Annotated in this window: 9 protein-coding genes; 5 read left to right on the top strand and 4 right to left on the bottom strand. The window is 71.9% G+C overall.

What is annotated here, in order from left to right:
• Positions 1-56 precede the first annotated feature (56 nt).
• Positions 57-3836 carry a translocation/assembly module TamB domain-containing protein gene (locus tag GXW71_RS03610; RefSeq protein ID WP_211851023.1) on the bottom strand — a complete coding sequence of 1260 codons (3780 nt, stop codon included), beginning with the start codon at positions 3834-3836 and terminating at the stop codon, positions 57-59.
• Position 3837: 1 nt separating this feature from the next.
• Positions 3838-5640: an autotransporter assembly complex protein TamA gene (locus GXW71_RS03605; protein WP_211851022.1), complete on the bottom strand. Its 1803-nt coding sequence runs from the start codon at positions 5638-5640 to the stop codon at positions 3838-3840.
• A 110-nt stretch (positions 5641-5750) separates the two neighbouring features.
• On the opposite strand from GXW71_RS03605, the gene GXW71_RS03600 reads away from it, so the two are divergent.
• The 5 genes from GXW71_RS03600 to GXW71_RS03580 all read left to right on the top strand — a co-directional run bounded on the left by GXW71_RS03600 (position 5751) and on the right by GXW71_RS03580 (position 11070).
• The gene (locus tag GXW71_RS03600) at positions 5751-6908 is read left to right on the top strand and encodes an amidohydrolase (protein WP_211851021.1); all 1158 of its coding nucleotides are present in this window, start codon (positions 5751-5753) and stop codon (positions 6906-6908) included.
• 47 nt (positions 6909-6955) lie between these two features.
• A complete protein-coding gene (locus GXW71_RS03595; protein ID WP_367617239.1) occupies positions 6956-8290 on the top strand; it encodes an FAD-dependent oxidoreductase in 1335 nt (444 codons plus the stop codon).
• A gap of 65 nt (positions 8291-8355) precedes the next feature.
• Entirely contained in the window at positions 8356-9249 is an 894-nt protein-coding gene (locus GXW71_RS03590) for a hypothetical protein (RefSeq protein ID WP_211851019.1), read from the top strand.
• Between the two features lie 442 nt (positions 9250-9691).
• On the top strand, positions 9692-10705 hold the full coding sequence (locus GXW71_RS03585) for a Vgb family protein (protein WP_211851018.1): 1014 nt from the start codon (positions 9692-9694) through the stop codon (positions 10703-10705).
• Entirely contained in the window at positions 10702-11070 is a 369-nt protein-coding gene (locus GXW71_RS03580) for a c-type cytochrome (RefSeq protein ID WP_211851017.1), read from the top strand. The genes GXW71_RS03585 and GXW71_RS03580 overlap by 4 nt, the downstream gene beginning before the upstream one ends.
• A 60-nt stretch (positions 11071-11130) precedes the next feature.
• Here GXW71_RS03580 and GXW71_RS03575 read toward each other — a convergent pair whose 3' ends face one another.
• Both GXW71_RS03575 and GXW71_RS03570 read right to left on the bottom strand, forming a co-directional pair.
• A complete protein-coding gene (locus GXW71_RS03575) occupies positions 11131-11682 on the bottom strand; it encodes a thermonuclease family protein (protein WP_211851016.1) in 552 nt (183 codons plus the stop codon).
• Positions 11683-11774: 92 nt separating this feature from the next.
• The gene (locus GXW71_RS03570; protein WP_211851015.1) at positions 11775-12728 is read right to left on the bottom strand and encodes an alpha/beta hydrolase; all 954 of its coding nucleotides are present in this window, start codon (positions 12726-12728) and stop codon (positions 11775-11777) included.
• Between the last annotated feature and the right edge of the window lie 29 nt (positions 12729-12757).

Here is a 12757-nt window from a genome sequence, read left to right as displayed (position 1 = left end):
GAGATGATGCTGCGCTCAGGAGCCTGTCCGGGAAAGGCTCCTATCGGGCGCCTACCTTAATACTCGAACTCGTAGCCGAGCCCGATCCGGTCGCCGGCCTGGGTGTTGCCGCCGGTGGCGCCCTCCAGCCGCAGGCGCGGCAGCAGGTCGATCTGGACGCCGATCCGCGGGGTTCCGCCTTCGGTGCCCTGGGTCACGCCGAGATAGACGCCATCGGCCACATAGCGCCCAGCCTCGAGCGTCGGCGCGCCGCTGCCGCCACTCTGCTGCTGCTGGCTCCGCTCGGCCTCGCCGACGCCCAGCCGATCCAACGCGAGGGTACGGCGGATGCGCTCGAAGAAGCCGCCGGCGGTCGGCGTGTTCACACCCGCCGCGCCGGCGACCACCTGCGCGAGCTGCGCGAGCTGGAAAGGCGAGAGCTCCCGTGCCGTGCGGTCGAACAGGATACGCGCCAGCACCTCGTCCTGCGGCAGTTCCGGGTTCGAGGAGAAGGCGATGCGCGGCGCTTCCGGCCGGCCCGTCACCGTGATCTGCGCCTGCACCTCGCGCGCCCGCACGGCAGCCAGGAAATCGAGCGAGGGCACCAGCGTGCCGGAATCGAAGGTGACGTTGCCGCGGGTGAAGTTGAAGCGTCGATCGAAGAAGGTGAGCTCGCCGCGCCGCACACTCAGCGCGCCTTCGACCTGCGGCGCCGCGGCGGTGCCCCGCACCCGGAGATCGCCGCCGAACTCCGCATCGATGCCCTGGCCGCGGATGAAGACGCCACGCGGCGCCGCGATGTCGATCGCCAGCGCGATCTCCAGCCCGCCCTGGTCGGCGCCGGGTGGTGGTGCCGGGCGCTGCCGCGGGGCGCCGCGGCCACGCTCGCGCACATTCGGGATGGTACGTACGCTGGCCGGCATGCGCTCCGGGATCCGGATCTCGGCGCGGGATATGGCGACGCGGCCGGCGGCGCGGAGCGCCTCGGTCGCGCGGCCCTCCACCGTCACATCGGCATCCATCTGCACCGAATAGGCGTCGGATTGCACCGGCCGCGCGCCGCGGGCGGTGACGGTGACCTGGGTCGGCATGCCCGGTGCGCCCGCATCGACGTTGCCCGCGACGGTGATCTCGCCATTGCCCGGCGTGCGCGCCCGGAAACTCTCCAGCACCACCCGGTTGCCCTCGGCCCGGATCAAGGCCGTCATGCCGGTGAAGGTGGCGCCGAACTCCGTGTTGCGGAACTGGCCCTCGCTCAGCCGCACCGTGCCGCTGGCGCGCGGCGCGGCGACCGTGCCTTCGGCGCGAAGGTCGATCGCCAGCCGGCCGCGCGCCTGATTGGCGCTGCCGGCGAGAAAGGGGGCGGAGATCGCTGCCACGTCACCCTGCCCGGTGACCGTCGCCTGGATCGGCGCATTGCCGCCGAAGCCCTGCGGCGCGCGCGCATCGAGGTTCAGGCGGATCGCATTGCCCGCCCGCGCCTCCGCCGTCGCGCGCAGGCTCGCGAGCCGCGGCAACTCGGCCTCAATATGGATATCGAGCGGGGGCACGCTGCGGAAGGCGGCGTCGGTGTTGCGCAGCCCGCGCGCATCCAGCACGACCCGTGCATCCGGCGTCGCGGCGGCGCCGGTCAACCGCGCCACCGCCTCGATCCGCCCATCGACCGGCAGGCCCATGCCCTGGGCGAGGGCAGCCAGTGGCAGCCCGGTCAGCCGCGCCTCGACCGCGGTCTGGGCTGGTCCATGACGGCCGCTCACCTCCAGCCGGCCGCCACGTCCGGGCGCCAGGGCGAGGCTCTCGATGACCACCACGCCATCCGGTGCGAGCAGGATCCGCGCCGGAGCGGCAAGGGCGATGGTCTCGCCGGCGCCGCGCGCGCGAAGCTCCGGCAGGGTGATCCGCCGCCCATCTGGCCCATTCGTGATCCGCGCCTGGCCTGTGGCGCCGTTCTCGCCGCTGCGAATATCGAGCGCGATCTGCGCATCCTCCGGCGTGCCGCGCGCCGTGACCCGCCCTGCGACGGGCGTCGCGCCAAAGCGGAAGCCCGGGATATCCAGTGTCGCGTCGAAGCCCTGCAGCGCGTCGGTGCGGGTCAGCCGCGCAGCAAGCCGGGCACTACCCGAGAGCGGCTGTCCCGCGAGCGGCGTGAAGGGCGCGGCATCCGGCACATCGAGGCGCGCCTCACCTTCGAAGATCGTGGTGGCGGGATCGAAGACGCCGCTCGCCGTCAGCCGTGCGGGACCGAAGCCGGCCTCGGCGCGGGCCAGGCGCATGGCGTTGCCTTCGGGATTGCCTTCGACGTCGAGCGTCACCGGCAGCCCGGCATAGCGCGCGGCGAGCCGCGCCCGCCCGCGCGGGGCGGAGAGCGGGGTCGCGACCTGGGCCGTCAGCTCCAGCCCCTCCACCGCCTGCGCGCCGAAGGCGAGCCGCGCCGCGCGTGCGGTCAATGCGATGGCAGGGTCCGCCATCGCGCCGGTCACCCGCAAGCCTGCCTCCAGCCCGCCCTGGCTGCCGGGCAGGATGCGCGCGACGTCCGGCGCCACCGTGTCGACGCGGAGATCCAGCGGGTCGACCACCCGGCCGGAGGCGGTGATGCGGATCGCGGCGCCTTCCAGGACCAGGCTCTCGACCCGCTCCACGCCCTGGGTCGCCAGCGTCAAGCGCGGCGCCGCCCCGAGCGCCGCGGCCAATTGCTCGGGCGCAATCCGCAGCGCCTCCGGCGTGACCTCCAGCCGCAGGGAAGGTCCGGCGGCCGGGCCCTCCACCGCGAATTGCGCGCGGATCGCATCCCAGCCGAAGCCCTCCGGCACCAGAGCGCCGAAGCGCCCGCTCTCACGGAGTGCCAGCGTGCCATTCGCGGTGACGACGCCCGCCGCGCTCATCCCCCCGCGCGCCTCCACCTCGGCCGCTGGCGCCGAGACCGTGGCACGACGCAAGGTCATCGCGCCGTCGGCGGCACGCTCCGCATCCAGCGCGAACTGTACCGGCGTCGCCAATGGCGCGGTATCCGGGGGCAGCAGCGGCGCCGCGCTGGCATGGCCCTGCAGCACCAGCGCCGCCGCACCATCCGTGCCCGCCCGCACGGTGCCGTTCGCCTCGAAGGCGATCTCCGTGCCGATGCGCGCCTCCAGCGACAGCGCCGCGCCGCTCGCCGGACCATCGAGGTTCACCCGCGCCGAGAAGGCGTCGCCCTGCCGCCCGAGCAGCGTCGCCACCACGCCCCCCGGCGGCTCCTGCGCGTCGAGGTTCAGCACAAGCCGCTCCGCGCGTGGGTCGAGGTCGGCACGCAGCGTGAGCCGCCCGGGCGCATCCTGGCGCTCAATGTCGAGGCGCGCGACCGCACGGTCATTGCTGATCGTGGCGGCACCCGTGATCGCGGCGCGGAGCGCAACGCCTGCCAGCGTCTCGCCGAGCTCCAGCGCGCCGACCTCCAGCGTATCCAGCCGGATCGAGACCGGCAGTTGCGGCAGGCCACCGCTGCCACCGCTCTCCACCGGCTGCTCCGGCGCCGGCTCGCCGGCCGGCGCCCGCGCCACCGCGATGCGGGCGGCCGCGATGCGGGTGACATGCAGCTCCCGCCGCAGCAGCGCCATGAAATCGACCGCGATCTCGGCCTGCTCCAGCTCCAGCCACACGCCTTCGCCATCGGCCATCGACAGCTTCGCGACCGAGAGGCGGCCGGGCAGGGGGCCTTGCAGCCCTTCGATCACCAGGCCCGGCACATTCTCCTGTGCCAGGCGCTCGATCGTCGCGCGCCCGCCGGCGGTATTGGCCCAGAACAGCCCACCCACCACGCCAAGCACAGCGAGGACCAGCACCACCAGGAGCGTCCCGAAGATCCAGCGCAGTGCCCGCATCTCAGAAGGCCTGCCCGATGCCGACATAGAGCGCGTAGCCGCCTTCGCCACGGATGCGGGAGAGCGGCATCGCCACATCGATGCGGATCGGCCCGATCGCCGTGGCATAGCGGATGCCGAGGCCGACACCGGTCCGCACGTCGGAGAAGCTCGGCGTCGCGCTGTCGCCGACGCTGCCCGCATCCACGAAGGCCACCATGCCGAGATTGCCGCTGATCCGCTGCCGGAGCTCGATGCTGCCCTCGACCAGGCTGGCGCCGCCGAGCGGCCGGTTGCGGGAATCGCGTGGCCCGATCGCCTGATAGGTATAGCCGCGTACGGAGCCGCCGCCGCCGGCATAGAAGCGCTTGTCGAGCGTGATGTCGTCGCGGGCGGCGCCGAAGGCGGACCCCACCGCTGCCCGCAAGGCCAGCACGGTGCCGCCATTGCCGCTCAGGTCGAAATAGGTGCTGCCATTGGCGAGCACCCGGGTGAAGCTGCTGCCTTCGCCGAGCGCCAGATAGGGCGTCGCGGTCACCGAGGCCCGCCAGCCGCTGCGCGGGTCGAGCAGGCTGGTCGTGTAGTCCCAGCGGGCGCCGACGGTGAAGCCGAGCAGGGTGAAGGGCGTCATGTCGCCGTCGCGTCCGATCTCGCCGGTCTCGAAGGACGGCCCGGCCTGGCCGACCAAATGCGGGCCGAGCCGACGCTCGAACAACGTCGACGCGATGATCGCGTTGCGATCATAGGCATCCAGTCGCTCGCGGACGGCCGCGAGGGTCGTCACGCTCTGGATGTCGCGCTGCAGCACCTCGGGCGTGCGGAGCGTTGCGGAGAGGCGATAGGTCGCGTCGTCGACGCCGCCGGCCTCGCCGAGCCGGGCGATCTCCCCCTCGATCCGCAGCCTCTCGGCGGCTCCGAAGATGTTGCGATGCTCCCAATAGAGCTTCACGGTCGGGCCGTAATTGGTTTCATAGGCCAGGCTGGCGCCGAACAGGCGGAGCGGCCGTTCCACCACCTCGAAGGTTATCGGCAGCCGCCCTTCGGCATCGAGCGCCGTCGCCTCCCGCGCTCGCACCGTGGAGAAGGGGCCGAGGGCCGAGATCGCGCTGCGCGCGCTCTCGACCCGGGCCGGGCCGTAGGTCTCGCCCGCGAGGCGGCGTCCCGCGACGCGCTCCAGCAGGCCGGTATCGACCGTCTCGGCCCCGGTCACGGCAGGTGCTGCGAAATGGGCGAGAGGCCCGGATTCCAGGACGAAGGTGACGTCCATGGTCCGTCGGTCATGGTCCACCATCACGTCGCGCGAGACCACCCGGGCCAGCGGATAGCCGGCATCGCGTAGCCGGCCCCGCAAGCTCTCCCCGGCATCTAGCACCGGCGCTGCGCGGGCCGGATCGCCCGCCGCCAGTCCGAAGGGCGTCGCCGTGGCGATATCGGCGCCGCCTCCCTGAACCTGGATCCGGCCGAGCGTGTAGCGCGGCCCCGGTGTCAGGGTGATCATCACCGGGACTTCGCCGCTGCTCTGCTCGACCCGCTCCGGCAGGGTTGGCGAGTCCGGGGTCTCGCCCAGCAGGGTGATGCGCGCGGTGCCGGCCCAGTAGCCTTCCGACCGCAGCGCCATGATCATCCGTTCCGCATCCGCCTCGGCGCGCGCGACCAGGCCGAAGGCGCCGGTGGGCGAGCTCTCCCGCAGGCGCTCGAGCTGGGAGACGGCGCGCGCGGCTGTGTCGAGCGCCTCGTCGCCGCTCGGCGCGAACTCCACGCGATAGGGAATATCGCGCGGCGCTTCCTGCCCCCGTCCGGTGCCGGTGAGAAGGGCAAGGCACACGAGAAGAATCTGAAGTCGGCCCCGGACCATTTCCCATTCATCCCCGAAGCGAGGCCCGGCGGCCACCCCACCTCTTGGTGAACAGAGGGCATGCGCAGTAAGACGGGGGCATGGAACCTTCGCTTGTCGACAACCTGACCACCTGGCGCCGCCATTTGCACGCCAATCCCGGCCTGACCCTGCATGAGGGCGAGACCGCCGCCTTCGTCGTGCAGAAACTCAAGGAACTGGGCGTCACCGAGATCGCGGAAGGGGTCGGCGGCCACGGCGTCGTCGCGACGCTGCGGCGCGGCGGCACCGGCGGCAACCGCGCGGTTGGGTTGCGCGGTGACATGGACGCGCTGCCGATCCAGGAAGTCGTCGAGGACCTGCCCTGGCATTCCCGCACGCCCGGCGTGATGCATGCCTGCGGCCATGACGGCCACACCACGGCGCTGCTTGGTGCCGCCGCCCTGCTGCAGGCCGATCCCGACTGGTCCGGCACCGTGCATCTGGTCTTCCAGCCCGCCGAAGAAGGCGGCCGCGGTGCGGAATCGATGATCCGCGAAGGTCTGTTCCAGCGCTTCCCGATGGAGCGCATCTTCGGCTGGCACAATTGGCCAGGGCTCGAAGCCGGCACCATCGCGGTGCATGACGGCCCGGTGATGGCCGCTGGCGCCCGCTTCGCCATCCGCTTCGAAGGCCATGCCGGTCATGCTGCGCTGCCGCATCTAACCCGCGACCCCGTGATCGCCGCCGGCCACGCCATCACCGCCGCGCAGTCGATCGTGGCGCGGGAGCTCGACCCGATCTCCGGCGGCGTCGTCTCCATCACCATCATGGAAGCCGGCGAGGCCCAGAATCAGATCCCCGCCAGCGCCACCCTCAAGGGCACCGCCCGCTGGCTGCGCGAGGAGGATGGTGTCGTGATCGAGGCCGCGCTCCGCCGCATCGCGGACGGGATCGGCGCCACCTTCGGCGTCACCAGCAGCCTGGAGTTCCGTCGTGGCGTCCCGGTCACCGTCAACCACGCCGCCGAGCGCGACCTGGCAGCCGCCGCCGCGGCCGCGGGCGGCGCGGTGCGCCGGGACCTGCCGCCGGCGATGACGGGGGAGGACTTCTCCTGGTTCCTGCGCGAGGTGCCGGGGGCCTTCGTCTGGATCGGCAATGGCCCGGCCGAAGGCGGGCGCGAACTGCACAATCCGCATTACGACTTCAACGATGCCATCCTGCCCCGCGCCTCCGGCTTCCTGGCCGAGGTTGCGAAGCGCGCCCTCGCCGGAGGATGACGTTAGGGCGCGACCTGGAGCTGCTCCAGGAACCCGCGCCAAGCTGGGTGCCGGAGACTACGGCGCCGGACGGCAGCATCGCGCAGGACGTCGTCATCATTGGCGCCGGCATGGCCGGCCTCGCCGCCGGGCTGGCGCTGACCCGCAACGGCGTCTCCCGCACCCTGCTGATCGACCGGGCGCGGGAGGGGCAGGAAGGTCCTTGGGAGAGCTTCGCGCGCATGCCGACGCTGCGCAGCCCGAAGCAGCTCGCGGGCCCCGCGCTCGGCCTGCCCGGGCTCACCTTCCGCGCCTGGTTCGAGGCGCGGCACGGCACTGCCGCCTGGGACGCGCTCGGGAAGATCCCGCGCGGGCTCTGGATGGATTATCTGCGCTGGTACCGCGCCGAGGCCAGGCTCGATATCCGCAGCGGCATCTCAGTCGCCGCCATCACGCCGCAGGGCGCGCTGTTCCGCCTGGCGCTGTCCGACGGCCCGTCGATCTTCGCACGCCACGTCGTGATGGCGACGGGGCGCGACGGCTTCGGCGCGCCGCAGATCCCGGCCGGCTTCCGCCCGGAATGGCGCGGCAGCCTCTTCGCCCATAGCGCCGATGCGATCGACTTCGCTGATCTCGCCGGGAAGCAGGTCGCGGTGATCGGCGGCGGCGCCTCCGCCTTCGACAATGCCGGCACGGCGCTGGAAGCCGACTGCGGCCCGCTCACCATGCTGCTGCGCCGCCCGGCGCTGCCGCGCGTCAATGCCTCCAAGGCGCTGGATCACCGCGGCGTCGTCCATGGCTGGGCCGCGCTGCCCGATGCCGATCGCTGGCGCCTGATGCTGACCTTGGAGCGCCGCCAGACGCCGCCCCCGCGCGAGAGCGTGCTGCGCGTTGCCCGCCATCCGCGGGCCCGGCTGCTGACCGGCGCGGCGGTCACGGGCGTGACGCGGGACGGGGGCCGGCTGATCCTCGAGACCCCGCGCGGCGCGGTCGCCGCCGACTTCACCATCCTCGGCACCGGCTTCGCCCAGGATGTGGCGTTGCGGCCGGAGCTCGCGCCGATGGCGAACGCGATCCGGCTGTGGCGCGATGCCTATGCGCCGCCGCCAGGCGAGGAGAATGCGGGCCTCGCGGCCTCGCCCTATCTCGATGGGGCCTTCGCCTGCACCGGCGCCGCGCCCTATCTCGCCCGTCTGCACATCTTCAACTACGCGGCGACGCTCTCGCTCGGGAAGCTCTCCGGCGACATCCCGGCGATCGGGCATGGTGCGGAGCGGCTGGCGCGCGGCATCTGCGCCCGGCTCTTCACGGCGGATGTCGCGACCCACACGGCGCGGCTCGATGCCTTCGAGGAGCCGGAGCTGCTCGGCGATGAATGGCCGATGAAGGATGCCGGCATCTAAGCTCCAATGCTTGCCTCTACATGGCGGGCATTGCAGAAGCGTTCCGGGGCTTCCGGTGCAGGTGCATGGCTTCTCGCTTCCAGGATCGCGTGGCGGATTCGGGCCTTTTTCTCGTGCTGGTGATCGTCATCAACAGCCTGCTGGGCCCCTGGCCACCGGCACCGTCGCAACTGATCGCAGGCTTCACTCTGGCGATGCTGCCGCATGTCGCCGTGACCGCTTGGGATGGTCGCCTCGGCCCCTGGCGCCGGACGACCTGGCTGCTCCTGATCCTGGCCTGGGTTCTGTCGGAACTCACTGTCTTCATCGGCTACATCCTGCCCTGGGGGCAGATCGGTCTCTGGCTGGCGAACCTGGCCGAGGAGCGGCCCGGGCCCGGCAAGGTGCTGCAGGCCGTGCTCGACAGCCCGGGTGCCGCGCTGCTGCCGCCGCTGCTCCTGTTGGTGCTTCTCGGCCTTGATCTCGCTTCCATGCATGGCCCGCGGTGGCGGGCGCGCCCCATGCGGCAACTGGCCGTCTTCCTTGTCGCGGCGGCTGCCGCGGCGATCCTGCTTGGCTTGGCGCTCGGCATGCTTCTGCTGGCGCCTGTCGCGGATGCGGCGGCGCAACCCCTTGACCTCTACCCCGTGCTGCCGCCCTGGCATGTCTGGCCCTTCATCGCGCTGCTGCGCGCCGTTCCCGACAAGCTCATCGGCGTGCTCCTGGTCTTCGCCGTGCTGCTTGCTCCGATGGCATGGCCGTGGCTGCGGGCTGAGAGGCTCCGTGGCGCCTGGGCGCGGCACATCTGGCCCTGGCTCTGCCTGGCTTTCATCGCTGCCTGGATCGGCCTCGGCTATCTCGGCGGCCAGGCACCAATCGGCGCCGCGCTTTGGGCGCCCTTGCCGCTGGCGGCCTTCCATCTGGCGTTCTTCCTGCTGCTGCCCTGGCTGCTCGGCCGCAATGCCGATCGCGGTGCTTAGGGCAGATCCCGTTCAGGGAATCACCCGCACGGGTGAAGATGCCTGCTAGACGAAGGGCTGAATCGGTGACAGCGGCAATGCGGAGCGAAGCCGATCTAGTGCCGCCATTCGACCTTGCCGGGGTCGAATGGCGGGTTGATCCCGCGCGGGCGGCGCCTGGGCTGCTCCGAGCCGGCAGCGACCGGCACGTCGCGCTCTCTTCCATCCGGACCGTGATCGCCGGCCCCGGGAGATCACACCAGGTCTGCTGACCCCCGCCCTCGCCCTGAGAACGCTTGCCTGGAAACCTCCAGGCCATGGCAAATCCCGCGTCGCCAGGTGCCGGCAAGGCAAGGTCCGCCCTGACTCGTGAGGGCGGAAGGCTGACCTGCCCCTTGCGGCGGATGCGGCGGCACCGCACTTCCTTCCGCAACAAGCCTAAATCAAGACCGGGGAGAAGCTCATGCAACGTCGCGATCTTCTGGCACTCAGCGCCGCCACGCTCGCCGCGCCCGCCCTGCTGCGCGCGCCGCGGGCCGAAGCCCAGGCGGCAGCGCCGCCCGGCTACCGCGTGACCTATTTCGATGCGACGACGCCGGGCAGCGGCCGCGTCGGCTCCCGCGACGTCACCGCGGCCGGCGATGGGAGCTTCTGGTTCTGCGGCCAGCGCAACGGCACCCTGAACCGGCTCGACCCGCGCGACGGGACGGTGACGCCCGTGCGCCTAGGCAGCGGCTCCGCCCCGCATGGCGTGATCCGCGGGCCGGATGGCGGGCTCTGGGTGACCGATGGCGGCCAGAACGCCATCGTCCGGGTCGATCCACGCGACCGTCGCGTGCAGGTCTGGCGGCTGCCGGATGCCTTCGCGAACGCCAATCTCAACACCGGCGTCTTCGATCCGCGAGGCACCTACTGGTTCACCGGCCAGAACGGCGTCTATGGCCGCTTCACCCCGGCGAGCGAGCAGCTGGAGGTGTGGGAGGCGCCGCGCGGCCGCGGCCCTTACGGCATCACCCGGACCCCGCAGGGGACGATCTGGTATGTCTCGCTCGCCGGCAACCACCTGGCGCAGATCGAGGATCTCGGCAGCGCCCGGGTCCGCATCGTGGAGCCGCCGACGCCGAACCAGGGCGCGCGCCGTGTCTGGTCGGACAGCCAGGGCCGGCTTTGGATCAGCGAATGGAACAGCGGCAACGTCTCCATGCATGATCCGCGCGACGGGTCCTGGCGCGCCTGGCGCCTGCCCGGGGACCGGCCGCGCTGCTATTCGGTCTGGGTCGATCCCTCCGACAAGGTGTGGCTCACGGATTTTCCGGCCAACGCCATTGTCCGCTTCGATCCGGCGGATCAGAGCTTCCTGTCCTTCCCCTCGGACCGGCCGGGCGCGAATGTGCGTCAGATGGACGGCATCGCGGGCGAGGCCTGGGGCGGGGAGAGCGGCACCGACCGGATCGTGCGGATCCAGTACGGGCTGTGAGGGCTGCGGCGGCGCTGCTCGTCCTGCTGCCCGGGCTGGCAATGGGGCAGGAGGGGCGGGCGGTGTTCGAAGCGCGTTGCGCCTCCTGCCACGCGATGGAGGCGGGCGCGCCGCCGGGACCGGGACCGAACCTCGCTGGGCTCGCGGGACGGCGGGTCGGCGGCGATCAGGCGTTCGGCTACTCGCCGGCACTGGAAGCGGCTCGTGCGGAAGGCCGGACCTGGGACAGCGCGCTGCTGGAACGCTTCCTCTCTGATCCCGACGCGATGTTCCCCGGTCTCTGGATGGGCGAGAATGGGCTGCGCGAGGCAGGCGATCGGGCAGCCGTGGCGCGTTTCCTGACCGGGCCGACCGCGCCGCGCTGAAGCAGCGATGGAAGCATGGCGGCCGGCTGCGCCCTGGTGCGGCGCAGCGTATAGGCAACCTCAGGGGTTCGCCCTTCGCCAAGTCGAGGGCTCCGTGAAGCTGCCGCGCCAGATCCCGCGACGGGCACCGCGCGCCCGCTCCTCCTGCGCCACGTAGTCGGTGCCGTAGCGGCGATAGGCCATCGCCCAGCCGCGCTCGACCATCTCCGCGCCGATGTCGAGACCATCGCGCCGGCGGCAACGGACGACCGAGCGGCCATAGGCATCCCGGTCGAGCTGGTCACAGGAGAGCTCCTGCCCGGCGACGAGGCGAGCAAGCTCGGTGCGCGCCTGTTCGCCGCAGGCGTAGCTGCCGCCGGCGGCCTGGCATTGCTGCGCCGTCTCGGGTGCATCGATGCCATGCAGCCGGTAGCGTCCGCCTGGCCCGTCGAGCGTGTCGCCGTCGATGGCGTGGAAGCGCCGCCAGGGGCCGCTAGCAGCATCGCGTGCCGGCGTCCCGATGACGCCACCCGGCAGGATCGAACTCAGCCGATCCAGCGATGGAAAGCGCCAAGGGCCGTCGAGGTTGAAGATGATCAGCAGCAGGCCGAGCGCAGCTGATATCCAGGCCATGTGGAAGGTCAGCCGTCGCCGGGAGAACGGCCGCCCGGGCCGGGCTGCCGGCGCGCGATAGGGTGTCTTTCGCCTCTGCCGGCCCGGATAGCTCAGCCGAAGCGTTCCCGCAGCCAGGCCGCCGCATCCGCGACCGCGGCATCCGCGGCCGGCACATGGCCCAGCGCGCGGAGGAAGCCATGGATCGTACCCGGGAAGACCCGGCTGGCCACCGGCACGCCGGCCTCCCGCAGCTTCGCGATGAAGGCGTGGTTCTCGCCCGCGAGCACGTCGAGCTCGGCGATATGCACCAGAACCGGCGGCAACCCGCTGAGATCGGCGCGCAACGGTGCGGCGAAGGGGCTGACCCGCAGCGATGCGTCCGGGCAGTAGCAGTCCCAATAGAACCGCATCTTTGCCTGGGTCAGGGTGTAGCCCTCGGCGAATTCGCGGTAGCCCGGCGTGTCGGTCGCGCTGTCCAGCACGCCGTAGTGGATCAGCAGCCCCGCCAAGCGGATGTCCGGGTCGGTCTCCCGCAGCAGCAGCGCGACGGCGGCGGCCAGGTTGCCGCCGGCGCTGTCCCCGCCCACCACGATGCGCGCGGGATCGAAGCCCCAGGACGCGGCATTGCGGGCCACCTGCCGCACCACCTCGGCGCATTCCTCCAGCGCCTGCGGAAAGCGCGCCTCCGGCGACAGCGCGTAATCCGGGCCGATCACCGCGCAGCCGGCGCCGGCAGCGTAGCTCCGCATCAGCCGGTCATGGGTGTCGATGCTGCTCCAGACCCAGCCACCGCCATGCAGATAGACGAGAAGCGGCAGCGCCTGGCCCTCCACCGGCCGATGCAGGCGGCATTGCAGCCGCCGCCCGCGGACCATCAGCCAGCGATCGGCGCTTTCCGCCATCACCGGCCCACCTTCCGCGAGCGGCGTGTTCAACGCTTCCGTGATCGCACGACCGGGGCCGAGCGGCAGGCTCAGCGTGATCGGCGGAAAGGCGCGGCCGCGCTCCTCCATCATCTGCTGGAAGGCCAGCATTTCGGGGTTCCAGCGCGGATCCTGGGCCATCGGCATCTCCTGTTCCGGCTGTATTGGGC

The organism is Plastoroseomonas hellenica (genome assembly GCF_018129085.1).
Taxonomy (GTDB): domain Bacteria; phylum Pseudomonadota; class Alphaproteobacteria; order Acetobacterales; family Acetobacteraceae; genus Plastoroseomonas; species Plastoroseomonas hellenica.
This window is presented reverse-complemented; position numbering and strand designations above follow the sequence as displayed.

Coding starts and splice junctions, on each gene's coding strand:
- GXW71_RS03610 (WP_211851023.1), bottom strand. CDS start 3,836: ATGCGGGCACTGCGCTGGATCTTCGGGACGCTCCTGGTGGTGCTGGTC.
- GXW71_RS03600 (WP_211851021.1), top strand. CDS start 5,751: ATGGAACCTTCGCTTGTCGACAACCTGACCACCTGGCGCCGCCATTTG.
- GXW71_RS03590 (WP_211851019.1), top strand. CDS start 8,356: ATGGCTTCTCGCTTCCAGGATCGCGTGGCGGATTCGGGCCTTTTTCTC.
- GXW71_RS03585 (WP_211851018.1), top strand. CDS start 9,692: ATGCAACGTCGCGATCTTCTGGCACTCAGCGCCGCCACGCTCGCCGCG.
- GXW71_RS03575 (WP_211851016.1), bottom strand. CDS start 11,682: ATGGCCTGGATATCAGCTGCGCTCGGCCTGCTGCTGATCATCTTCAAC.
- GXW71_RS03570 (WP_211851015.1), bottom strand. CDS start 12,728: ATGGCCCAGGATCCGCGCTGGAACCCCGAAATGCTGGCCTTCCAGCAG.